This window comes from Marinobacter sp. GH_1 (assembly GCF_048595985.1).
In the GTDB taxonomy this organism is placed as follows: domain Bacteria; phylum Pseudomonadota; class Gammaproteobacteria; order Pseudomonadales; family Oleiphilaceae; genus Marinobacter; species Marinobacter shengliensis.
Genome location: NZ_CP184460.1, coordinates 3,400,289 through 3,421,757, shown reverse-complemented (window position 1 = coordinate 3,421,757; position 21,469 = coordinate 3,400,289). Strand labels below are relative to the sequence as shown.

The 21,469-nt window shown below is 58.7% G+C and carries 22 protein-coding genes; 16 read left to right on the top strand and 6 right to left on the bottom strand.

Annotated features, from left to right (window positions below; all coding sequences use genetic code 11):
- Positions 1 to 115 precede the first annotated feature (115 nt).
- From ACNSOI_RS15565 to ACNSOI_RS15550, 4 genes are all read right to left on the bottom strand, one after another.
- Complete coding sequence (locus ACNSOI_RS15565; RefSeq protein WP_420194472.1) at positions 116 to 400, bottom strand: hypothetical protein; 285 nt, start codon at positions 398 to 400, stop codon at positions 116 to 118.
- Positions 401 to 776: 376 nt separating this feature from the next.
- Entirely contained in the window at positions 777 to 2,078 is a 1,302-nt protein-coding gene (gene chrA, locus ACNSOI_RS15560; protein ID WP_072676414.1) for a chromate efflux transporter, read from the bottom strand.
- A 79-nt stretch (positions 2,079 to 2,157) separates the two neighbouring features.
- Complete coding sequence (locus ACNSOI_RS15555; protein ID WP_420194471.1) at positions 2,158 to 2,829, bottom strand: hypothetical protein; 672 nt, start codon at positions 2,827 to 2,829, stop codon at positions 2,158 to 2,160.
- Between the two features lie 15 nt (positions 2,830 to 2,844).
- Positions 2,845 to 3,579, bottom strand: coding sequence for a HupE/UreJ family protein (locus tag ACNSOI_RS15550; protein WP_072676416.1), 735 nt, complete (start codon positions 3,577 to 3,579; stop codon positions 2,845 to 2,847).
- Between the two features lie 168 nt (positions 3,580 to 3,747).
- Between ACNSOI_RS15550 and ACNSOI_RS15545 the strand changes: the two genes are divergently transcribed.
- The 16 genes from ACNSOI_RS15545 (at position 3,748) to ACNSOI_RS15470 (ending at position 19,791) form a co-directional block, all read left to right on the top strand.
- Positions 3,748 to 4,098 carry a DUF3147 family protein gene (locus tag ACNSOI_RS15545; RefSeq protein ID WP_420194470.1) on the top strand — a complete coding sequence of 117 codons (351 nt, stop codon included), beginning with the start codon at positions 3,748 to 3,750 and terminating at the stop codon, positions 4,096 to 4,098.
- 141 nt (positions 4,099 to 4,239) lie between these two features.
- A complete protein-coding gene (locus ACNSOI_RS15540; RefSeq protein WP_228703903.1) occupies positions 4,240 to 5,583 on the top strand; it encodes a TolC family protein in 1,344 nt (447 codons plus the stop codon).
- 5 nt (positions 5,584 to 5,588) lie between these two features.
- Positions 5,589 to 6,860, top strand: coding sequence for an efflux RND transporter periplasmic adaptor subunit (locus tag ACNSOI_RS15535; RefSeq protein WP_152438960.1), 1,272 nt, complete (start codon positions 5,589 to 5,591; stop codon positions 6,858 to 6,860).
- The gene (locus ACNSOI_RS15530; protein ID WP_420194469.1) at positions 6,860 to 9,985 is read left to right on the top strand and encodes an efflux RND transporter permease subunit; all 3,126 of its coding nucleotides are present in this window, start codon (positions 6,860 to 6,862) and stop codon (positions 9,983 to 9,985) included. The genes ACNSOI_RS15535 and ACNSOI_RS15530 overlap by 1 nt, the downstream gene beginning before the upstream one ends.
- A gap of 117 nt (positions 9,986 to 10,102) precedes the next feature.
- Complete coding sequence (locus tag ACNSOI_RS15525) at positions 10,103 to 10,612, top strand: hypothetical protein (RefSeq protein WP_058092657.1); 510 nt, start codon at positions 10,103 to 10,105, stop codon at positions 10,610 to 10,612.
- Between the two features lie 24 nt (positions 10,613 to 10,636).
- Positions 10,637 to 11,956: a ferric reductase-like transmembrane domain-containing protein gene (locus tag ACNSOI_RS15520; RefSeq protein WP_420194468.1), complete on the top strand. Its 1,320-nt coding sequence runs from the start codon at positions 10,637 to 10,639 to the stop codon at positions 11,954 to 11,956.
- Positions 11,953 to 12,786: a cytochrome b5 domain-containing protein gene (locus ACNSOI_RS15515; protein WP_420194467.1), complete on the top strand. Its 834-nt coding sequence runs from the start codon at positions 11,953 to 11,955 to the stop codon at positions 12,784 to 12,786. Before ACNSOI_RS15520 ends, ACNSOI_RS15515 begins: the two co-directional genes overlap by 4 nt.
- A 139-nt stretch (positions 12,787 to 12,925) precedes the next feature.
- A complete protein-coding gene (locus tag ACNSOI_RS15510; protein WP_058092660.1) occupies positions 12,926 to 13,441 on the top strand; it encodes a Na+/H+ antiporter subunit E in 516 nt (171 codons plus the stop codon).
- Positions 13,438 to 13,728, top strand: coding sequence for a monovalent cation/H+ antiporter complex subunit F (locus ACNSOI_RS15505; protein WP_420194466.1), 291 nt, complete (start codon positions 13,438 to 13,440; stop codon positions 13,726 to 13,728). Before ACNSOI_RS15510 ends, ACNSOI_RS15505 begins: the two co-directional genes overlap by 4 nt.
- On the top strand, positions 13,721 to 14,041 hold the full coding sequence (locus ACNSOI_RS15500; RefSeq protein WP_072676422.1) for a cation:proton antiporter: 321 nt from the start codon (positions 13,721 to 13,723) through the stop codon (positions 14,039 to 14,041). Before ACNSOI_RS15505 ends, ACNSOI_RS15500 begins: the two co-directional genes overlap by 8 nt.
- Entirely contained in the window at positions 14,034 to 14,318 is a 285-nt protein-coding gene (locus ACNSOI_RS15495) for a Na(+)/H(+) antiporter subunit B (protein ID WP_072676423.1), read from the top strand. The genes ACNSOI_RS15500 and ACNSOI_RS15495 overlap by 8 nt, the downstream gene beginning before the upstream one ends.
- The gene (locus ACNSOI_RS15490) at positions 14,315 to 15,016 is read left to right on the top strand and encodes an MnhB domain-containing protein (RefSeq protein WP_230713876.1); all 702 of its coding nucleotides are present in this window, start codon (positions 14,315 to 14,317) and stop codon (positions 15,014 to 15,016) included. The genes ACNSOI_RS15495 and ACNSOI_RS15490 overlap by 4 nt, the downstream gene beginning before the upstream one ends.
- Positions 15,013 to 15,363 (top strand): NADH-quinone oxidoreductase subunit K, encoded by a 351-nt coding sequence (locus ACNSOI_RS15485; RefSeq protein WP_230713874.1) that lies wholly within the window; start codon positions 15,013 to 15,015, stop codon positions 15,361 to 15,363. Before ACNSOI_RS15490 ends, ACNSOI_RS15485 begins: the two co-directional genes overlap by 4 nt.
- Positions 15,360 to 16,826, top strand: coding sequence for a complex I subunit 5 family protein (locus tag ACNSOI_RS15480; protein WP_212749084.1), 1,467 nt, complete (start codon positions 15,360 to 15,362; stop codon positions 16,824 to 16,826). The genes ACNSOI_RS15485 and ACNSOI_RS15480 overlap by 4 nt, the downstream gene beginning before the upstream one ends.
- Entirely contained in the window at positions 16,823 to 18,319 is a 1,497-nt protein-coding gene (locus ACNSOI_RS15475) for a complex I subunit 5 family protein (RefSeq protein ID WP_106694708.1), read from the top strand. Before ACNSOI_RS15480 ends, ACNSOI_RS15475 begins: the two co-directional genes overlap by 4 nt.
- Positions 18,319 to 19,791: a complex I subunit 5 family protein gene (locus ACNSOI_RS15470; RefSeq protein WP_230713872.1), complete on the top strand. Its 1,473-nt coding sequence runs from the start codon at positions 18,319 to 18,321 to the stop codon at positions 19,789 to 19,791. The genes ACNSOI_RS15475 and ACNSOI_RS15470 overlap by 1 nt, the downstream gene beginning before the upstream one ends.
- Here ACNSOI_RS15470 and ACNSOI_RS15465 read toward each other — a convergent pair.
- The gene (locus tag ACNSOI_RS15465) at positions 19,780 to 21,300 is read right to left on the bottom strand and encodes an FAD-binding domain-containing protein (RefSeq protein WP_230713870.1); all 1,521 of its coding nucleotides are present in this window, start codon (positions 21,298 to 21,300) and stop codon (positions 19,780 to 19,782) included. The two genes, ACNSOI_RS15470 and ACNSOI_RS15465, sit on opposite strands and share 12 nt — an antisense overlap.
- Positions 21,297 to 21,440: a DUF2256 domain-containing protein gene (locus tag ACNSOI_RS15460; RefSeq protein WP_072676429.1), complete on the bottom strand. Its 144-nt coding sequence runs from the start codon at positions 21,438 to 21,440 to the stop codon at positions 21,297 to 21,299. The genes ACNSOI_RS15465 and ACNSOI_RS15460 overlap by 4 nt, the downstream gene beginning before the upstream one ends.
- Positions 21,441 to 21,469: the final 29 nt, after the last annotated feature.

Here is a 21,469-nt window from a genome sequence, read left to right as displayed (position 1 = left end):
AATTCAGCTCGGTTTCAGGTTTGTGTGTTTTACTTGTCCGCGATCAGGGCATCGACTGCTCAACATTTGAGTTAGCCGGTGCTTGTGTCTCCGCGAGTTGACTTTCCCGCAGGGGTTACCCTGCGGTGTTTTTCTCCCTTTGTTCTAGTGCCTTATGATAGGCACGACCCTCTTTCGTCATCATTTTCAGGCGAGCCTCCATACCAACCTCGGACATAGCATGGCGCGTCATGTCCCTGTGCAAACGCTGCATATCTTCATTCTGAAGAATGTTTTCAACGGATTTTGTATCCATCATTTGGTTGTGCGTGGCCTTCATATCCTTATTGTCTGACATGTTGCCTGAAAGTACGGATGTTGAAAAAGTAACTGCTGCTGCAAACACAAATAATTTTTTCATAATTACACCTCCTGTTTGGTTGGTGAATGCAGTTAATCATTAGTTTCTGAAATGAAGCTGAAATATAAAAAATATATTTTTGATATTTGTCAACGGCCGAAAATTGATTGGGTTGTGCGAGGGGTATGCGGATATAATTATTTTATTGTTAAATAGGCTGTGTCGCCGAACAATACGAAGTAAGGGGCTTGAACTGACCTATCGGAAGTACATAGGGACTTTGTGTTCGCTTATTTCTGTTCTCTGTCCTCGTGATCATAAAGGCGATGCGTTTACGATGACGCTGCACAGTCACATCGTTATGGATTCCTTTGAACAGGTTCCGTCCGGAGGCTGCACCGGGGCGTCCGCTGTCGTTGTCAGCAGCGAGCTTGGGTTAGCCCGCCATCAGCATCCAGACGGCCCCAAGGCTGGCCAATGTGCTCACCAGGGGGATAACCCCCATTTTGAACTGGAACGCACAGAGAAACGCCACGGCTGAGAGTGTCAGCATCGGCACATCTACGCTGGCAAGATGGGGCAGTTGCATGTTGACACCATACTCCGAGAAGAGGAATTGCTCGGCGAACAGTGCGCTGATCGCAAACCAAAGTGCCAGGTTGGCAATCACTCCAACGACGACGGCAGTGACGGCCCCAAGGGCGGAAGAAATGGCTTGGTTTGCGCGTAGTTTCTCCACGTAGGGCGCACCGGCAAAGATCCACAGAAAGCAGGGCAGAAACGTCACCCATGTGGTCAGCAGGGCGCCAATAGAGGCGAAGAGGAGCGCAGACTCGCCGGCAGCATCGCGGTAGGCTGCGAGAAATCCAACGAACTGTGTGACCAGAATAAGGGGCCCTGGCGTTGTCTCCGCCAGGCCGAGGCCCTCCAACATTTCACCGGGCTGGAGCCACTGATAGTTCTCAACCCCTTGCTGGGCCACGTAAGACAGCACTGCGTAGGCGCCGCCAAAGGTGACTGTCGCCATCTTTGAGAAAAACACGGCAATCTGCGAATACACATGGCCGTAGCCCAGGGCGGCCAGCAACCCGAACACGGTCAGTGCCCAAAGTACCAGGCAGGTTAGGGCTGCACGCCGGGTGCCGGGGCGTACAACGGTTTCTGTGGTGACCAACGAATGATTGGCCTCCGTATTGTCCGGCCCAAGTCTACGTGCTACCAGGTAGCCCGCAATGCCCGCCGTCAGAACCACGATCGGAAACGGTACGCTGAAAACAAACAAAGCCAGAAAACCGGCAACGGCGAGGAACGGCCTCAAAGTGCCCTTGAGTGCTCGTTTGCCGATTCGTATCAGGGCCTGAACAACAATCGCGAGCACCGCCGCTTTCAGGCCGAAAAAAACACCTTCAACAAGAGTCAGGTCACCGATGGTGACATACGCCCAGGACAAAAGGAAAATTGCCAGGGCCCCAGGAATGATAAACAGCAGGCCTGCAATAACCCCGCCCCTCACACCATGCATTAGCCAACCGATGTAGGTGGCAAGTTGCTGAGCCTCAGGCCCGGGTAACAGCATGCAATAGTTCAGGGCGTGTAGAAATCGAGACTCATCCAGCCACTTCTTCTCGTCTACAATAATCCGGTGCATTAACGCGATCTGCCCTGCCGGGCCGCCGAAGCTGAGAAGACCGATCCTAATCCAGACTATCAGCGCTTCCCTGAAAGAAACTTCACTCATTAGCCCTTTTCCTTGATTACATTATTCAATATCGTTTATTTGTGCCTCGTCCCTGAGGCTGTCGCAGTGGTGCGTACTTTTACAGCATTTTCTTCAGTTCACCGTAATCACCGCCGGTGCGCAGTACCACGGTCACATCGTTGTTGTTGCGGTTCCGAAAGAACCAGCCATGGTTGCCGGTAAAGGCGGCCTCAAGTTCGCCTTCATCCTCCGGAACGCCCCGGCCCTTTTCGTAAGAGATGGACCGGCCGCCACCATCGCCATGGGTGTCAAAGTTAACCGGGCCACCTTCGGATTCCCAGGAAAACCGGGCGATGGCACCCTCATTCATGGTGAGCTTGAACTCCGTACCCTGGCCCGGCGTCAGCACAAAACGAACCTCATCTTTCCATTCGGATTCGTCGGCGGTTGCTGGAGCCGGCTCTTCCGGCGCAGGCTCGGCTTCCGGAGCTGCTTCGGCAGTGGCGGCGGGCTCAACCGATGCTGGCGCTGGCGCTTCTGTCTGGGTTTGCACTGCCACCATTTGCGCGGCGGCATCGGCGGCCGCTTCTTCGGCCAGCTGTTGCTTTATTTCACCCATTTCGGTCAGGCCCAGAACCCGGCCGGCACCGGTCGGGTCCAGCGCATACTCGGCGGGCATGACCACCGTCACCAGCAGCACCAGTGCAACAATAGCGGCGATGATGGTTGATCGAACCAGTTTGGCGGTGGAGGGTAGTTCTTCACGGTTTGGTCTATCGGTGTTGTACATAACGAATCTCCAGAATTAGGCGACAAAATAACCGGTGAGCTGATAACCGAAGAGCAGGAAGCCCGCGCTCATCATGGCTACATTGGTGGTGTAGGCGTGGCGGAAAAAGCCGTCGGTTTTACGCCAGAAGCTGATGGCGATCAGGATCATGGCCAGGGCGATGAGCTGGCCAATTTCCACCCCGACGTTAAACGCCAGCAGGTTTGGCACCAGGCCGTCCGGTGAGATGTCGTATTCGATGATTTTTGAAGACAGGCCAAAGCCGTGGAAGAACCCGAAGATTAGCGTGGCGGCCTTGGTGTTCGGCTGAAAACCAAACCACCGTTGATAGGCACCGATGTTGTCCAGCGCCTTGTACACGATGGACAGACCGATAATGGCATCAATGATGTAACTGTTGATGCCAATGTTGAAATACACCCCCAGCAGCATGGTGGTGGAGTGCCCTACCGCAAACAGGCTCACATAGATCGCGATGTGTTTCATCTGGTAGAGGAAGAAGATGACACCCAGCAGGAACAGCAGGTGGTCATAGCCGGTGACCATGTGCTTGGCCCCCAGATACATGAAGGCTATCAGGTTAACCCCGGTGATCTCCTGGATATAGCCTTTATCGCCTTCGGCGACGGCATGTGCGAGCACATCGGCGCTCATGCCGAACAGCCCGAAGGTCAGAAAAATCCAGAACAGACGGTATGTGGGGGAAGCTCTGAGCACATGCTTGCGATCAGCAAGTAAGGTTGAGCACATAGTGACTCCTGTGATTTGCCTTTTTGTTTGTGCGGCTTGATTCGACGGTCGAAGACCATACCTTGCTCGCTTTCCTGATTGGAAATTAAATGTGAAAAATGTTCACTGTCGCGGTAGTTTGGTTCTGGCTATTTGGCCTCTCGGCGGGTAATAAAGGAGATAACTGCAATGACATGGCTCATAACCAAATACGCCATCACCGCCGCCCTGGTGGTACTGATTTCGGAAGTCGCCAAGCGCAGCGATAAACTCGGCGCACTGATTGCCGCGCTGCCCATGGTGACTGTGCTGGCTATGGTCTGGATGTATGTTGAGCATCAGCCGGTAGACAAGATTGCCAACCATGCCTGGTACACTTTCTGGTATGTGCTGCCCACCTTGCCGATGTTCTTGTTGTTTCCGTTCCTGTTACCCCGTTTGGGATTCTGGTTGTCGCTGGCGGTCAGTGCCGTGCTGACTATGATCTGTTTTGTTTCCCTGGCATTTGTAATGAAACGATTCGGCGTTGGTTTGATGTAAATTCAATAGCCAGATCAGAGCACGTGTCTGATTGTTTTGAGCGAGATCAAAAAATCCATTATTTAGGATAAATCTTTCAGTCACAGTTCAGGTTGCCCCTCTAGCATTCTCCGCATAACAGCCTTTTGCGGAGAATTCACTTTGCGTTATCTCAGACACCTTCCAAAACTGGGCATGGCCACAATGCTGGCCATCTCAGCCTTGCCTGCAGTGGCCCAGCAGGAGCTGGGCCTGACGTCGGCCATTGAAATCGCCATACAGAATGACCCCTGGCTGCAAGGCAGCGTTTATCAGGAACAGGCCCTCAGGGAAGAAGCGGTGGCACAGGGCTCGCTGCCTGACCCCCGCTTGACGCTCGGGCTGGCAAACCTGCCCACAGACACTTTCGATCTCGGGCAAGAGGCAATGACCCAGACCACCGTTGGCATTACCCAGCGCTTTCCCCGGGGGGACAGCCGCCGGATTGCCAAAGCCAGGGTACTGCAGATGGCGTCAATACAACCCCGCCAGCGAGACAATCGTGAACTCAAGGTGACCGAAACAGTCACCCACCTGTGGCTCGATGTCTGGCGCGCCCAGCAAAGTGTGCAGCTGATCGAGAGCAGTCGTGGCCTGTTCGAGCAGTTGGAAGACGTTGCCCAGGCGGGCTACCGCTCGGCCACAATGAGCGCTCGGCAGCAGGACGTGATTCGCGCATCCGTCGAGCTGACCCGGCTGGACGACCGGCTAACCGCGCTGTCAGCAGAGCTCAGTTCCAGCCGTGAGGCGCTGGCGGAGTGGGTGGGAGCATGGGTTGACGAAAAAGCTGGAATCCGTGCCGACCTCCTCGCTGTTGACGACACCATACCGCCGTATTTGACAGCACTGTCTGCGAACGGCAGTCCGAAGGTCGATAGCGCACTGGCGATCGACCACCCGATGATTCGTGCCACGGATGAACTGATTGAGGTGCGGACTCTGGAGGTGGACCTGGCGAGACAGGCCTACAAACCGGAATGGTCACTGTCTGCACAGTACGGATACCGCGATAGAGCCCCCAATGGCCAGGACAGGGCCGACCTTTTCTCCGTCGGTATCAGTGTTGATCTCCCACTATTCACCAGTAACCGCCAAGACCGGAACCTCAAAGCCTCCGTGGCCCGGGCAGAGACCGTTAAAACCGAACGTATGCTGCAGCTGCGCCAGTTGCAGGCGTCAGCCCGCAGTGCACTGGCGCGCATTGAGCGCCTGGATGAGCGCATTACACGTTACCGGGAAACCCTGCTGCCTCAGATGGAGCAGCAGGCCGAAGCCGCCCTGAGTGCTTACAACTCTGACGATGGTGATTTTGCCGAAGCCGTGCGTGCGCGTATTGCCGAGCTGAATGCCCGCATCGAGCTGGTTCAGATGGTGGCCGAGCGCGCCAGGTCGCAAGCCAGTTTCGATTACGTCACCGCCGGCGCGGATAACGCCCCCCTCATTTCATCAACTCGTTATCAGGACTGACAACTATGGCCAATTTCATTCGCCCTCTGGGCTTTCTCGTGCTGGGTGGTTTTGCCGGTGCCGGCATTAGCTGGTGGCTGGCGGCTGGCGCAAGCATGGATCACACCGCTGATCCTGCACATTCACAGGCCCAGGAGCCGCTTTACTGGGTGGCCCCCATGGACCCTGATTTCAGAAGGGACAAACCGGGCAAGTCGCCCATGGGGATGGACCTTGTGCCGGTTTATGCGGACGGCGGAGCCGCGGATGACCCAGCGGGCACCGTCCGGATATCGCCCGCCGTGACCAACAACCTGGGTGTGAGGACCGGCACGGTTATCCAGGGGCGCCTGCCACTAAACATCACCACCGTCGGGCACGTCCAGTATAACGAGGACGCCATGGCCCATGTGCATCCCCGTGTTGAGGGCTGGATTGAGGCGCTGTATGTGAAGGCGGAGGGGGAGCCGGTTGAACAGGGCAAGGCCTTGTACTCGTTGTATTCGCCCACCCTGGTTAACGCTCAGGAGGAACTGGTTCTGGCGTTGAACCGGGGCAACGAGAATCTGGTCCGTGCTGCAGAGCAGCGTCTATTGGCGCTGAATGTTCCAACCAGCCTGGTACGGAGCCTGAAGGATACCCGCGAAGTGCGCCGTACACTGACGGTCTACGCACCGGCGACCGGGGTTATCGAGAGTCTCAATGTGCGCGAAGGGATGTTCATCAAACCCGGCGACCAGGTGGTGACCATTGCCTCGCTGGACGAGGTCTGGGTTCTGGGCGAGATGTTCGAGAGCCAGATTGCCGCAGTTAAGCCCGGTGATCGGGCGGTGATGACATTGGATTATATGCCGGACCGGCAGTGGCGGGGGCAGGTGGATTACGTCTATCCGGAGATCAACACAACAACCCGCACGGCCCGGGTCAGACTGCGCTTTGATAACACCGACGGTGCCTTGCGCCCGGGTATGTTCGCCCGGCTGAACATACAGGGAGAGCGTGGTGACCGGCGAATGTTAGTGCCCCGGGAATCCGTGATCCGTACCGGCCAGAGTGACCGTTTGGTGCTGGCTCTGGAAAAAGGAGCGTTCAAATCGGTTAACGTCGATGTTGGGCGCGTAGGTGAGGAGTATGTGGAAATTCTGCAGGGGGTAAGCCCCGGCGACACGGTGGTCACCTCGGCGCAGTTTCTGATCGATTCAGAATCCAGCAAAACCTCTGACTTTCTGCGTATGTCGCCCCGACCGACGGAGATGGATCACAGCGCCCATGGCATGCAGCATGAAGGGGGCCACTGATGATCGCGTCGCTGATTTACTGGTCGGTTCGTAACCGTTTTCTGGTTGTCATGGCAGCACTGCTGCTGACCGGTCTGGGACTGTACTCCCTGAAGAACACGCCAGTGGATGCACTGCCGGACCTGTCGGATGTCCAGGTCATCATTAAAACCAGCTACCCGGGGCAGGCGCCTCAGGTGGTGGAAGATCAGGTTACCTACCCGATGACCACCGCCATGCTTTCGGTGCCGGGGGCGCAAACCGTTCGAGGCTATTCGTTCTTCGGTGACTCCTACGTTTATGTGATCTTTGACGAAAACACCGATATGTACTGGGCCCGCTCACGGGTGCTCGAATACCTGTCGCAGGTGGCGCCGAACCTGCCGGAGCAGGCCCGGCCGCAATTGGGGCCTGACGCTACCGGTGTGGGCTGGGTGTACCTGTACGCGTTGGTAGACCGCACTGGGCAGCACGACCTGAGCCAGCTCCGAAGCCTTCAGGACTGGTTCCTGAAGTATGAGCTGCAGACGGTACCCGGCGTTTCGGAAGTGGCCACTGTGGGTGGCATGGTCAAGCAATACCAGGTACAGGTGAGCCCGGAAAAGCTGCGTACCCTGGGGATTCCCTTGTCCCACATTGAAACCGCCATAAAACGCGGCAATCAGGAAGTGGGGGCTTCGGTGATTGAGATGGCAGAGGCCGAGTACATGGTGCGGGCCTCGGGCTATATCCAGTCCCGGGAAGATTTGCTCTCGATCCCGCTGGGGCTCGACGACAACGGCACGCCCGTTTTGTTAAAGGATGTGGCCAGCGTAGAAGTTGGGCCGCAGATGCGCAGGGGCATTGCCGAGTTGAATGGCGAGGGCGAAACGGTCGGCGGCGTTATTGTGATGCGTTTTGGTGAAAACGCCCAGGAGACCATAAGGGGGGTGAAAGCCAAACTGGAGTCTTTGCAGAGCAGCCTGCCGGACGGCGTCGAGGTGGTCACGGTGTATGACCGCTCCGGGTTGATCGATCGCGCTGTGACCAACCTCTGGAACAAATTACTGGAAGAACTTCTCGTTGTGGGGCTGGTGTGCGTGATCTTCCTGTTCCACGTGCGTTCGTCACTGGTGGTGATGGTCAGCCTGCCAGTCGGCATCCTGACAGCCTTCATCGTAATGTACTGGCAGGGCATCAATGCCAACATCATGTCGTTGGGTGGTATCGCCATTGCCATAGGCACCATGATTGACGGTGCCATCGTGATGATCGAGAACATGCACAAACACATGGAGCGTACACCGCTGACCCGTGAAAACCGCTGGCAGGTGGTGGCAAAGGCATCGGCCGAAGTGGGGCCGGCGCTGTTTTTCTCATTACTGATCATTACCGTCAGCTTTGTCCCGGTGTTCGTGCTGGAAGCCCAGGAAGGCCGAATGTTCTCGCCGCTGGCCTACACCAAAACCTATGCCATGGCGGCCAGTGCCGCTCTGGCGGTCACGCTGGTGCCAGTGCTCATGGGTTACTTCATCCGTGGCAAGGTGCTGTCGGAACACAAGAACCCGGTGAACCGGTTCTTGGTGGCGGGTTATCTGCCAATGCTGAAGGGCGTTCTTAAGTATCCGTCGACAACCCTGGTCGCGGTGGTTCTGATTCTGGCGGTAGGGCTGTGGCCTGCCTCCAGGATAGGCAGCGAATTCATCCCGCCTCTGGATGAGGGTGACCTGATGTACATGCCAACCACCTACCCGGGCATTTCCATCGGCAAGGCTCGGGAGTTGCTGCAACAGACCGATCGATTGATTGCCTCGCTACCGGAAGTGGAAACGGTGTTTGGCAAGGTTGGCCGGGCAGAGACCGCGACAGATCCTGCCCCGTTGACGATGATTGAAACGTTTATTCAACTCAAACCACGCGACCAGTGGCGTGAGGGCATGACCACCGAAAAACTGAAGCAGGAATTGAACGCCCTTATCCAATTTCCCGGCGTTACCAACGCCTGGGTGATGCCGATCATTACCCGGATTGACATGCTGGCGACCGGGATAAAAACGCCGGTTGGCATCAAGGTGGCCGGGCCTGAGCTGGCAACCATCGAGGCAGTGGGCAAGCAACTGGAAGCCATTCTTTCGGAGGTTCCCGGTACGGCATCTGTGTATTCGGAGCGCGTTGCCGGTGGCCGTTATGTTCAGGCTGATATCGACCGATTACGGGCGGCGAGGTATGGCCTCAACATTGCCGATGTTCAGCAGGTGATCGCTTCGGCGGTGGGCGGGATTAACGTGTCTCAAACCATCGAGGGGCTGGAAAGATACCCTATCAATGTTCGTTACCCTCAGGATTACCGCGATTCCCCCGAGAAGCTCCGGCAGCTGCCGATCGTGACACCATCCGGCCAACGCATTGCCTTGGCGGATGTGGCCGACATTCGGATTGAGGACGGCCCTCCAGCAATAAAAAGTGAGAATGCCCGGCTTAATGGCTGGACCTTTGTGGACATCGAGGGTGTTGATGTTGGCAGCTACGTAGGACAGGCCATGGCGGCTGTAAATGATGAACTGCAGCTGCCGGCAGGCTACTCCGTGGCCTGGTCCGGCCAATATGAATACATGCTCCGGGCCAAGGAAAGGCTGACCTATGTGGTCCCGCTGACCCTGGCGATCATTGTCATACTGTTGTTTATGAGCTTCCGCCGCATTGCTGAGGTGGCGATGATCCTGGGCACACTGCCGTTTGCTCTGGTGGGCGCAGTCTGGTTTATGTATCTATTGGGTTACAACTTTTCGGTTGCCGTTGGAGTGGGATTCATTGCCCTGGCGGGGGTTGCCGTAGAGATCGGGGTCATCATGCTGGTGTACCTTAACCAGTCTTACCAGGCGATGCTTGAGAGTTGCGAGCAAAAAGGTCTTGAGCCCAGGCGTGAAACTCTCCGGCATGCCGTTCTGCATGGTGCCGGGTTGCGGGTTCGGCCGATCATGATGACCGGAAGTTCCATCATCATTGGGCTGTTACCCATCATGTTCGGCACCGGGACGGGCTCGGAAGTAATGGGGCGCATCGCAGCCCCGATGGTGGGTGGTATGGTCAGTGCTATGCTGCTGGCATTGTTGGTCATTCCCGTATTGTTCTACCTCTGGAAACGAAGGGGCCTTGCGCACCGATGACCTGCGTCAATTCTTGCCAAGAGAGGTTGTAGGTTTGGCCGCTATTTCAGGTTCGATTCAGTTTTATGGTCTTAACTGTAGTAGACACTCATCAACTGTGATGAAAAGGAGAATGTCATGAACAGGTTTACAAGGTTAATCGCATGTTCCGTTCTCGTTTCCGCACCCCTTCTGGTGTTTGCCCAGGGCAACTCCGGGCAAATGCCGCGGGGTGGCATGATGAACCAGGAACAAATGCAGCAGATGCAACAGAACATGTCGCAGATGCAGGAAATGATGCAGGAAATGCGCAACGCCAAGTCGGATGCGGAGCGCCAGCGTATTCGTGAGAAGCACATGGAGTCCATGCAGCAGCACATGCAGATGATGCGTGGTGGCATGATGGGGCAGGGCATGGGCCAGGGCCAAGGGCAGGGCATGATGGGGCAGCACCAGGGCCAGATGGGCGGTGGCCAGGGCATGGGTAACCAGCCGAAAGGTCAGTCCGGCGGCAAAGGGCCTCGTTCGGGTGGCGCGGGTATGGAGCCGGAACAGCGAATGGAAATGATGGAACAGCGCCTGGAGCATATGCAGATGATGATGGAGCAAATGCTGGAGCACCAGGCGCAGGGCCAGAGAGGACGTTAAATAGCTCACTGACATGGAGCGTTTATGACCCTTAGAAAATACCCTGGCGATCTGTTGTTGCTGGGGCTCTTTTTACTGCCTGTCGTTGTTGTTGCTCCGGCGTTGCCCTGGGGCAGTCAGGGCTGGCTGTATTCGCTGGCGGAGCTAGCCGGGGTGTTTGCCCTGTCAGCGTTTCTGCTGGCGGGTATCTTGTCGGCCCGTGTTCCCGGTATGGATCCCTGGTTTGGTGGCCTGGTGCGGCTATGGACCATTCACCGCTGGCTAGGGTTCTCGGCCTTTATGCTGGTGATGGCTCATGTGTTGTTGTTGGCACTGGCCATCTTGCCGGCGTCTGTTGGCGCCAGCGTTGCCACGCTGTTCCCGCCCCTGAGTCATTGGGAGGTCTGGGTTGGCTGGGCCGCCTTCCTCACCATGTTGGTTTTCATCGCGCCCACGCTGGGGTTCTTTGGCACTCTGCACTATCAAAACTGGAAACGCCTGCACCTGCTGTCGGCGCCGGCACTGGTGCTGGCGTTGGTGCATACCCTGATGCTTTCAGCTACAGCCTGGGTCTGGTGGTTGCTCTCGGCCCTGGCTTTGGCGGCCATCGCCTGGCGTAAGTTATTGTCACCCCGGCTGGCCAGGAAACCCTATGTGGTAGACGGCATCGACAAACTTGCCCGGGATGTGGTGGAGCTTCGCCTGCGCCCGAAGGGCAAGGGGATTCGCTGGCGGGCTGGTCAGTTTGTGTATCTGACACCGATGGACCGCTCGCTGTTGGCCGGTTATGGGGAAGAACACCCTTACACCATCGCCTCGGGCTCCGGGGATGATGAACTAAAAATCGGCATTAAAGCGGTCGGCGATGCCACTCGGGCGTTGCTGGACATCAAGCCGGGGGCAGAGGTGCGAATCGAAGGCCCTTACGGGACCTTTTTTGAGAATGCGGCTTTGGCGCAGAAGGGTACTGGCCTGCCAGGTGAGCCGCGCAAGCAACTGTGGTTGGCCGGCGGTATCGGCATTACGCCGTTTGTTGCTGGCGCCCGGGACAGGGTCGGGAACACTGTGGCTCAGGGGCCAGATGCCTGTTTGTTCTACCTGGCCAACCGGCCGGAACGAGCCTATTACCTGGACGAGCTGGTCCGCATTGCCGAGGCCTGTGATGGCTTTGAGGTTCACACGCACTACATGAACGAACACGGTGTGATCACCCGGGATTATCTGGCCGAACGCTGCCCGGATTTCGCCGCGCGGGACATCTACCTGTGCGGGCCGCCGGGTATGATCAACCACCTGCAAACCCTGCTCAGGCACGAACGAGTGCCCGCCCATCGCATTCACACGGAGGCGTTTGATTTCCTATGACCAGCAACCGAATTGCCTATACAGGATTTGTTGCCTTTGTCAGCGTGGTGCTGACATTGGTGGTGGTTAACCTGGTTCAGGGCAACCCCGAACCCACAGCAGGTGGTACCGCTGAGAACGCAAATGGTGAGTCGGTTTTCCGGCTCGATGATGTGGCTGAACACAATCATGCCGGCAGCTGCTGGAAGGTGATTGACGGTGTGGTATACGACCTCACCGAGTACCTGCCGAATCACCCCACGGAGGAAGAGGTCTTCACCCGCTGGTGCGGCAAAGAAGCAACGTCGGCCTGGCTCGATAAGGGCAACGGCCGGCCCCACAGCCCACGGGCCGCTGCCCGGCTGGAGGATTATCGTATAGGCGTGATTGAAGGCGGCGCCCCGGCACCAGCGCCGGTTGAAACCGCAGATTCGGCCACAAAGCCCGCCACTGGCGACGACCGCCTTGGCCGAATGCTGCTGGGTTTAGCACCGGGTAATTATCTGGATGGCACCTACCGTGGCAACTTTATCGACCGTGGGCTGATTCAGGTAAGCCTGCAGTTCCGGCTTGAAGGCGGGCGAATCAAGGGGATGTCCTACCGCCACCTGTTCTATCGGGATGAAGACTATTTGAAGATGGACAGTTCCGCCGAGCTTTACCCGGTGTTGCGTCAGTATCAGCAGATCACGGAGCGCCTGGAAGGCGAGCCGATGGAGGCGATTTTCCGGTTGTATGAGCCAGAGAACGTGGTGGATGATATTGACGGCTACACCGGCGCAACGCTTCGTGGTGCCAAGGTGATCAGTGCTTTTCGTGATGGTCTGAACCGGGGCGTCTACAGCTGGTAAGCCGGCGGTAGTGGACAGGTGACTGGGCTACCTGCGGGGCTTGTTTTCTGGCCGGCGGGCAGACTGTGTTAGGCTTTTGGGAACTTTAACAGGGAGTTAGCGAACCAAGACCCTGTTGAACCCCGGGACAGGAGACCCTATGCAGTCAGCGCCATCGTTACCCGCCCTCAGTTTGTTGCTTCGTGGCGCTGCGTTATTGGTGGTTTGGTGGGCGCTAACGCTCGGTGAAACGTCTGCCCTGGGTTTTGGCCTGGGGGTGACCGCCCTCGTGGCCTGGCTGTCGGTACGCCTGTTTCCCCCATCCGGTTATCACCTCCGGCCCCTCGGGCTGATGTTGTTTCTCGGCTATTTTCTCAGCCGCTCGGTGGTGGCCGGTCTGGATGTCACCCGGCGTTTGCTGTCACCGGCCTTGCCGGTTCACCCCGGTGAAATCACCCTGACCCTTTACTTGCCCGAGGGCAGCCCTCGCTGGCTGCTGGCCAACACCCTGTCCCTTATGCCCGGCACCCTGAGCGCTTTGCTTGAGGGCGATCAATTGACCCTGCACTGCCTGGATACCCGAGAGCCAGTAGAGCAGGACGTGCGGGAGACTGAGCGGCAGGTGGCGCGGGTTTTCGGGCTCTCCCTGAACGACATCGGGAGGGCGGTGCAGTGACGCTGATACTCAATGCCGTTGCGGCCTTCCTGTTGCTGACCCTGTTGATTGCTCTGATCCGCATCTGGCGGGGGCCGGAGCCGGCGGACCGGATGTTGGCATCACAACTGTTTGGCACAACCGGCGTGGCCATGTTACTGGTGCTGTCCTATGCCCAATCCATGCCCGCACTGATGGATGTGGCGCTGACACTGGCGGTGTTGTCGGTACTCGCGATCGTGGCGTTTGTGACCCGGGTGGTGCGCATCGAACAGCCCGTGGATGATGACGGAGGCCGCCATGATTGATTCTGCCGTGATTGCGGTTCAGGTGGTGTTGTTGGTTCTCGGTTGTCTGTTTTTTGCCGTGGGCACCCTCGGCCTGTTCCGATTCTCCGACACCCTGACTCGTATCCATGCCCTGACCAAGGTGGACAACCTCGGGTTGGGCTTTATTGTGCTGGCGCTTTTGCCACTGGCGCCGTCGCTGGCGGGTGGCGTAAAAATGGTATTGATCTGGGCCGCAGCTCTGGCTGCCAGCGCAACGTCTGCGCACCTGATTGCCCGCGCCGTTCATGTGCGCCCGAAGCATTCCGCGGTTCAGGAGGCAGCTGATGATTGACTGGCTGGTGGACTCCATCTTGGTGCTGGCGCTGTTGTCGACCGCGATCGGGGTGTTGTGGTCTGCAAACCTGTTTCGGGCGGTGGTGATGTTTATCGCCTTTGGCCTGCTGATGGCACTGGCCTGGGTTCGCCTTCAGGCCCCGGACATTGCCCTGGCAGAAGCCGCCATCGGTGCCGGCCTGACCGGCGTGTTGCTGCTGGATGCGGCCAGGCATTTGGGCTACAACCGGCGTTGCGGTGGTGAAGGCAATGACCAGGGCGGGGCGTCGGGATGAGGCGTTTTTTTGGCGTTACCATCCTCGCCGCCGTGTGTCTGGCCTTTGCCGGTGCCCTGATGATCACGGTCTGGCACATTTCCGGTACCCAGGCGCCGGTCGACCTGCCCGGACTGCTGGTGGAGAACCTGGAGGCCAGTGGGGTAGAGCATCCGATCACCGCTGTGCTGTTGAACTTTCGCAGTTACGACACGCTGCTTGAGATCGGCGTGTTGGTCATCGCCGGGATTGCGGGTATCTCCATGGCGAAAACGACGTCCCTGGAAGATCCTCTCCTGCGCACTTCAGATTCCTTGTTGTATGCCCTGCAGCGCTGGTTTGTGCCGCTGATGCTGGTACTTGCCGGCTACCTGTTGTGGGCGGGTTCCGACCGCCCCGGGGGAGCGTTCCAGGCCGGAGCCGTGTTGGCGGCATCGGGCGTGATGATGCGCCTTGGCGGGATCCCGATGGAGTTTCTGCGCCCCGGCGTGTTGTTGCGTTTGGGGCTGGCCCTGGGCTTTTCCGTATTCCTTCTGGTGGCGGTGGCCAGTGCCCTGGCCGGCGATGCGTTCCTGGCGTACCCGGAAGCCTTTAACAAACCCTTGATTCTGGTCATCGAAACCGTGCTGACCTTCTCCATTGCGATGGTATTGCTGGCTCTGTTTGTGTCGGCACCGGTAAACGGCGCTGTAGAGCCGGAAGAAGGGGGGCGCGGATGACCTCGGCCCTGTTGTATGCATTCGCTGGCGTTGCCTTGTGTGGTATTGGCCTGTTCGGGTTTCTGCGCCTGAAGCACCTGCTGCGCAAGTTGATGGCGTTTAACCTGATCGGTTCCGGCGTCTTCCTGATCATGGTGGGTCTCGCCCAGCGCAACGGTCAGCCAGATCCTGTGCCCCAGGCCCTGGTGCTCACGGGCATTGTGGTGGCTATTGCAGCGACGGCACTGGCTGTGGTGTTAATCCGCCGGTACTACCATTTGTCAGGCCAGACTACGCTGGCTGAGCCGGCCCGGCAAAATGCCAGGCCCAAGGCTCGGGCTGTGAACCGGGAGGGTGCTCCCGAATGACCTTGTGGTTAATGGCGGGATTGTTGTTCACACCCCTGGCCTGGGCGGTGCTGACCCTGTTGCTGGATTTCAGCAAAGGCCGGGTGGTGACCTGGCTTGGAATCCTGGTGCAGGTGTTGGTGTCTCTGGGCTTGTGGGCCGCCGTGGCCAGCGACGGCGGGTTTCTTTACCTGCTTGGCGGTTGGCAGGCGCCCCTGGGCATTGAGCTGCGGGTGGATGGCCTGGCGGTAACCTTTGTGTTGCTGACGGCCCTGGTCGCGGCCGCTTGCGGCTGGCACGCCAGCATCTACCTGGACCCTGGCAAGCCGTGGCACCGATATTTCTGGCCGCTGTTCTGGTTTCTGTGGGCCGGGCTGAATGCGGTCTGGTTGGGCGGCGATCTGTTCAATCTGTATGTGGGGCTGGAGCTGATCAGCCTTGCCGCCGTGGGGCTGGTGGCGTTGGGCGGCCAGGCGGATGCACTCAGGGCTGCCATTCGCTACCTGATGGCGGCTTTGCTGGGTTCCCTGGCGTACCTGCTTGGTGTGGCCCTGATTTACGGCCAGTTTGGCACGCTGTCGCTGGCAGGCGTGACCGAGCTGATGAATAGCGGTGATGTTCAGTCGGGCCTGACCTTCCCGCTGATTCTGATGCTGCTGGGCCTGGCCCTGAAAACCGCGCTGTTCCCGATGCACGGCTGGTTGCCGCCGGCCCATGGCATCGCCAAGTCGCCGGTCAGTGCGCTGTTGTCTGCGTTAGTGGTCAAAGCCTCGTTCTACATTGCCGCCAGGCTTTGGCTGGACCTGGGAGGCGACCTGGGTGGCTACGCCCTGGCTCAGTTGATAGGCGTGTTGGGTAGTTTGGCGGTTATCTGGGGTAGCTGGCTGGCGTTCCGGCAGGCCAAACTGAAACAGGTGGTTGCCTATTCCTCCGTGGCGCAGATTGGCTATCTGTTTTTGCTGTTCCCGCTCACCTGGGGCGTCACCGATGCCATATCCCAGCAGGCGCAACAGGGCATTACCCTGCAGGTGGTCAGCCATGCCCTGGCCAAGGCCGCGATGTTCCTGGCCGCCGGCAATCTGATCATGTCGGTAGGCAGCAACCGGGTGGATGCCCTGGCGGGTGTCAGCCGGTTCCTGCCGTTCTCGCTGTTTTCTTTCGGGCTGGCCGGGGTGTCGTTGATGGGGCTGCCGCCTACCGGGGGCTTTGCTGCGAAGTGGTTGCTCCTCCAGGCCAGCCTGGCCAGTGGCCAATGGTGGTGGCTGGGGGTTCTGCTGGCCGGCGGCTTGCTTTCTGCCGCCTATGTCTTCCGGGTTTACCGGGCGTCGTTCATTGAAGCGACAGACACGGACCAGTTCTATCACCCGTCCAGGAGCCTGGAGGTGATACCGATGATTCTTGCGTTGCTGTCGCTTGGCCTTGGCCTGGTGGCGGAGCCGGTGTTGTCGGTGATGTCCTTGCCGTTTGAGGGGGGCAGCCGATGACCCTGAGTGTATTAATGCCGGTTTTTGCGCTGATGACTTCGTTGCTGGCGTCGGTGGTTCTGTTCGCACTGCCGGAGAAAGGGCATCGTCTGAGAACCATCATTAACCTGGCAGCCGCCATTCTGAAGATTGCCCTGGTGGGTGTGATGATCTGGGGTGTGGCCCAGGGGCGCGAGTACGAGGCCGCGTTCACCATGGTACCCGGTGTGGAATTCGTGCTGAGGGCCGATGCGCTGTCAATGTTGTTTGCCGGGTTGTCTGCCCTGCTGTGGTTACTGACCACCATCTATGCTGTGGGTTATCTGGAGGACTCCCCGAACCGGAGCCGGTTCTTCGGGTTTTTCAGTCTGTGTGTGGCCAGCACCATGGGTATTGCCCTGGCGGGCAACCTGTTCACCTTCTTTCTGTTCTACGAAATGCTCACCCTGTCCACCTATCCGCTGGTGGTCCATCGTGGCACGACCAAAGCGCTACGAGCCGGGCGTAACTACATCATCTACACCCTGACCGGTGGTGCGGTTTTGCTGTTTGCCATTGCCTGGCTGCACGGACTGGTGGGGGATCTCAGGTTCCAGGAAGGGGGCTACTTCTCAGACATTGACCCATCCATGCAGGGGCCTCTGACGATCATTTTCGTGCTAATGATTGTCGGACTGGGGGTAAAAGCAGCCCTGGTGCCATTCCACGGCTGGCTGCCCCAGGCAATGGTAGCGCCGGCACCGGTCAGTGCCCTGTTGCATGCCGTGGCGGTGGTGAAAGCTGGTGCCTTTGGCATTATCCGCGTGGTCTTTGAGATCTACGGGTTGGAAGCGGCCAAAGACATGGGGCTGCTGGCCGGGCTTTCGGTCGTGGCAGCCTTCACCATTATCTATGGCTCCACCCGTGCCCTGTACCAGGTTGACCTGAAACGTCGACTGGCGTTTTCAACGGTCAGCCAGGTGTCCTACATCGTGCTGGGGCTGTGCCTGTTCGGGCCCGTGGGCGTGGCCGGTGGCCTGGTGCATCTGGTGCATCAGGGCATCATGAAGATCACCCTGTTTTTCTGCGCCGGGAATTACGCTGAAACTCTCGGAGTGCACCGCATCGATGAACTGGACGGCGCAGGCAAACGCATGCCGGGCACTTCGGTGGCGTTTACACTGGGCGCCTTTGGCATGATTGGTGCCCCACCGTTGGCGGGGTTTATTACCAAATGGACCATGGGCAGCGGTGCACTCGCGGTCGGTATGGATTGGGTAGTAGCGGTGTTGGTGATCAGCAGCCTGCTCAATGCGGCGTATTTTCTCCCGATACTGCACCGGCTCTGGTTTGCCGAACAGTGCGAGCCGTGGCCCCACGAGCGCCGTTGGGGACGCCTTGAAACCAGCGCCTGGCTGCTATGGCCGCCGTTGATTACTGCCGCTCTTATGCTGGTAGCCGGGCTGATTGCCAACCTGCCATTCAGCCCCCTGAGTTGGGCTGAGTTGATTGTGGCAAGGGAGGTGGCGCTGTGATGTTTGCGTCAAACCTCTTGCTGTTGTTGGCGATTATCCTGCCGCTGGCCTCGTTGTTACTGGCGCTGCGACCCGATTGGCAGCAGGCTTATCGTTACTGTTTGCCCTTGTTGCCCTTGCCCGCCTTGTTGGCGGGCCTGACATTGGGGCCAGACGCGTCCCTTGAATTGCCTGGGCTGCTGTTAGGCGGCCTGTGGGGGCTGGATGAGCTGCGCCAGGTATTCCTGGTTCTGACGGCAACGCTTTGGCTGGTGGCCGGTGTCTTCGCCGTCGGCTATCTGAAGGTACATTACCTGCGGCGTTTCTGTGTGTTCTGGGCGCTCACCCTGGCCGGCAATCTGGGGCTGGTGATGGCCCAGGATATTGCCAGCTTCTATAGCTTCTTCGCCCTGATGACCTTTGCCGGTTATGGCCTGGTGGTGCACGAGGGAACGGGAGAGGCCAACCACGCGGGGCGCGTCTACCTGGCCATGGCGGTGGTGGGTGAAATGGCCATTCTGTCGGGCCTTCTGATGGCCGCACAACAGGCCGGTAGTGGCTTGTTGGCCGATCTGCCGGCCGCCGTGGCGGAGGCCGACCGGCGCTGGTTGATCATGTTCCTGTTGTTGGCGGGATTCGGGGTGAAGGCGGGCCTGCCACTGCTGCATTTCTGGTTGCCCCTGGCGCACCCGGTCGCGCCGACGCCAGCCAGTGCGGTGCTCAGTGGCGCCATGATCAAAGCCGGCCTGTTGGGTTGGCTGGTCACTTTGCCGTTTGGTGAGGTGTCTTTGCCGGATTGGGGCAATGCGCTGGTGATCCTGGGCGCTGTCGGTTCCCTGGGTGGTGCTGTGCTGGGTGTGCGCCAGCGGCGCCCGAAAACCGTGTTGGCCTATTCCAGCATTAGCCAGATGGGCCTGATGACACTGATGGTGGGCGCAGCGCTGGCCAATACCGAGTATGCGGGCCCGCTGTTTGCGGTGATGGCGCTGTACGTGCTGCATCATGGCCTGGCCAAAGGTAGCTTGTTCCTCTCTACTGCCATGGCGTTGCCGGCGGGACGGGGTGGTCAATGGCTGTTGTGGCTGTTGATCGCGTTGCCGGGGCTGTCGCTGGCGGGGCTGCCGTTTACCAGTGGCGCTGCCAGCAAGCTGGCCATGAAGGAACTGCTCAAGCCGGGCAACTTCGAGTTTGCGATGGCGCCCTACCTGCCCATGCTGATGAGCGCGGGGGCTGTGGCCACCATGTTGCTGGTATGGCGTTTTTTGTGGGTGCAGCGGGCAGCTGCCAGTGTTGGCAGCAATCCTGCGTTTATGTGTCTGGGTTGGGGCCTGGCCACGGCTGGCAGCCTGGTACTGTTCTGGTGGTTGCCCTGGCCCGGGGCCGTGCCGGATAAAGCCTGGCTAGCCACCATGGTTCATGAGGCCTGGAGCCTGTTCTGGCCCATTCTGGCGGCCACGGTTATCGCGGCGCTGGCCTGGCGTTCAGTCAAATAGCGATAGCTGGTTGTCCGGCGGCGGCTGGCTTGCCGGTTTCGGCCGTGTTTGATGCGGCCCCTTGCGGCTGCCGTGGCGCTGCAGTACCCGGCCAGTCTCTTCCCGGCTGACGTGTTGTTTTCGGAAGTCTCCCACCGCTTTGCGCGCCGCCCGGGCGGCCTGTTCGTGATCGCATACCGGCGCAATGTAGGTGTTGCCACCGAACTTCGCTTTCTGGGCGGGCGTCATTAACCAGGGGGTGTGGATCATTTCAGCGGGAACCCCGGCCAGTTCCGGAATCCAGCGGCGGATAAACTCGCCGTGCGGGTCCAGCTTCTGGCTTTGCAGTACCGGATTGTAGATGCGCAGGGCGTTGATGCCGGTCAGGCCGGATTGCATCTGGGTCTGGGAATAGTGAATGCCCGGCTCGAAATCGGTAAACAGTCGCGCCAGGTGAAGGGCAGGTTCACGCCAGTGCAACCACAGTTGGTAGCTGGCTACCGCCATCAGCATTGCCCGCATTCGGAAATTGAGCCAGCCGGTGTGTTGCAGGCTGCGCATGCAGGCATCCACCAGAGGCCAACCGGTTTGCCCTTGCTGCCAGCGCTGCAGCCGTTCGGAATCGTTCGGCCCGGTTTTCATGCCCTCCAGTTCCCGGTGCATGGCGCGGAATTCCAGCTCCGGTTCGTCTTCGAGTTTCTGGATAAAATGACAATGCCAGTGCAACCGCGAGCGAAAGCTGGTCAGGCTTTTCTGTTTCCGGGGCAGGGTATTACGGTGATGGCCGGCAGCCTTGGCCTGTTGGTAAATTTCTCGGAGGCTGACCGTGCCATAGGCGATATGAGGGCTCAGCCGGGAGCAGGCGCGCACGGCGGTATTGGGGCTGGAAATATTGTACTGGTAACCCACGCAGCGGCGCTCCAGAAACGACGCCAGTAACGCTTCGCCGCGAATGCTGCCGCCGGTTTGTCGATCCGGGCACCGGTCTGCTGCGGTGGTGCCGGGTTCGATACCGCGCCAGGCTACACCTTGGATGGCGCCGGCAAACGGCACGGAGCCAGGTGCCTCAAGTACGGGCTGCCGCATCAGTTCTGTCCAGGCTTTGTCCCATATGTCCCGGTCTTTGAGCCGGCGTACCACCCCGAACTGGTTCCACTCCCTGAACTCTATCTGGTTGTCGGAGCACCACTGGATAACCGCTTTGTCGCGCTCGAAGGTCCATTGCCCGCCGGTTTCCTGATGGCAAAACACACGCTCAATGGCATGGCTTGCCTTGAGCTCTCTCAGGGCTGCGATGACGGACCCTCGCAGGACCACCAGTTGGTTGCCCGCTTTGCGCAGCTGCTTATCGAGGTCATCCAGGGAATCCTGGATAAAACACCATTGCCGCCCGCTGGTATCCGGTTGCTGCCAGTAGTCGTCTTCAATCACGTACAGTGCAATAACCGGCTCCCCCAGATTGGCGGCAGCCACCAATGGGGCGTGATCGCGGGTGCGCAAATCCCGTTTGAACCAGACCACGGTGGTCATGGCTGCGGGCTCCGGTTACGGCGGCACCGTTCGCTGCAATAGCGAACCTGGTCCCAGTCTTTTGCCCATTTCTTGCGCCAGTTGAAAGGGCGCTGGCACACCGGGCAGGTTTTCTCGGGCAAGTGTGGTTTTTTGTGCATTCGCGACTTTTGGTTTTAACTGAATGAAT

Coding starts and splice junctions, on each gene's coding strand:
- ACNSOI_RS15530 (WP_420194469.1), top strand. CDS start 6,860: ATGATCGCGTCGCTGATTTACTGGTCGGTTCGTAACCGTTTTCTGGTT.
- chrA (WP_072676414.1), bottom strand. CDS start 2,078: ATGAGTGAAGTTTCTTTCAGGGAAGCGCTGATAGTCTGGATTAGGATC.
- ACNSOI_RS15460 (WP_072676429.1), bottom strand. CDS start 21,440: ATGCACAAAAAACCACACTTGCCCGAGAAAACCTGCCCGGTGTGCCAG.
- ACNSOI_RS15475 (WP_106694708.1), top strand. CDS start 16,823: ATGACCCTGAGTGTATTAATGCCGGTTTTTGCGCTGATGACTTCGTTG.
- ACNSOI_RS15515 (WP_420194467.1), top strand. CDS start 11,953: ATGACCAGCAACCGAATTGCCTATACAGGATTTGTTGCCTTTGTCAGC.
- ACNSOI_RS15500 (WP_072676422.1), top strand. CDS start 13,721: ATGATTGATTCTGCCGTGATTGCGGTTCAGGTGGTGTTGTTGGTTCTC.
- ACNSOI_RS15470 (WP_230713872.1), top strand. CDS start 18,319: ATGTTTGCGTCAAACCTCTTGCTGTTGTTGGCGATTATCCTGCCGCTG.
- ACNSOI_RS15525 (WP_058092657.1), top strand. CDS start 10,103: ATGAACAGGTTTACAAGGTTAATCGCATGTTCCGTTCTCGTTTCCGCA.
- ACNSOI_RS15490 (WP_230713876.1), top strand. CDS start 14,315: ATGAGGCGTTTTTTTGGCGTTACCATCCTCGCCGCCGTGTGTCTGGCC.
- ACNSOI_RS15545 (WP_420194470.1), top strand. CDS start 3,748: ATGACATGGCTCATAACCAAATACGCCATCACCGCCGCCCTGGTGGTA.
- ACNSOI_RS15555 (WP_420194471.1), bottom strand. CDS start 2,829: ATGTACAACACCGATAGACCAAACCGTGAAGAACTACCCTCCACCGCC.
- ACNSOI_RS15520 (WP_420194468.1), top strand. CDS start 10,637: ATGACCCTTAGAAAATACCCTGGCGATCTGTTGTTGCTGGGGCTCTTT.
- ACNSOI_RS15480 (WP_212749084.1), top strand. CDS start 15,360: ATGACCTTGTGGTTAATGGCGGGATTGTTGTTCACACCCCTGGCCTGG.
- ACNSOI_RS15510 (WP_058092660.1), top strand. CDS start 12,926: ATGCAGTCAGCGCCATCGTTACCCGCCCTCAGTTTGTTGCTTCGTGGC.
- ACNSOI_RS15535 (WP_152438960.1), top strand. CDS start 5,589: ATGGCCAATTTCATTCGCCCTCTGGGCTTTCTCGTGCTGGGTGGTTTT.
- ACNSOI_RS15495 (WP_072676423.1), top strand. CDS start 14,034: ATGATTGACTGGCTGGTGGACTCCATCTTGGTGCTGGCGCTGTTGTCG.
- ACNSOI_RS15565 (WP_420194472.1), bottom strand. CDS start 400: ATGAAAAAATTATTTGTGTTTGCAGCAGCAGTTACTTTTTCAACATCC.
- ACNSOI_RS15550 (WP_072676416.1), bottom strand. CDS start 3,579: ATGTGCTCAACCTTACTTGCTGATCGCAAGCATGTGCTCAGAGCTTCC.
- ACNSOI_RS15485 (WP_230713874.1), top strand. CDS start 15,013: ATGACCTCGGCCCTGTTGTATGCATTCGCTGGCGTTGCCTTGTGTGGT.
- ACNSOI_RS15465 (WP_230713870.1), bottom strand. CDS start 21,300: ATGACCACCGTGGTCTGGTTCAAACGGGATTTGCGCACCCGCGATCAC.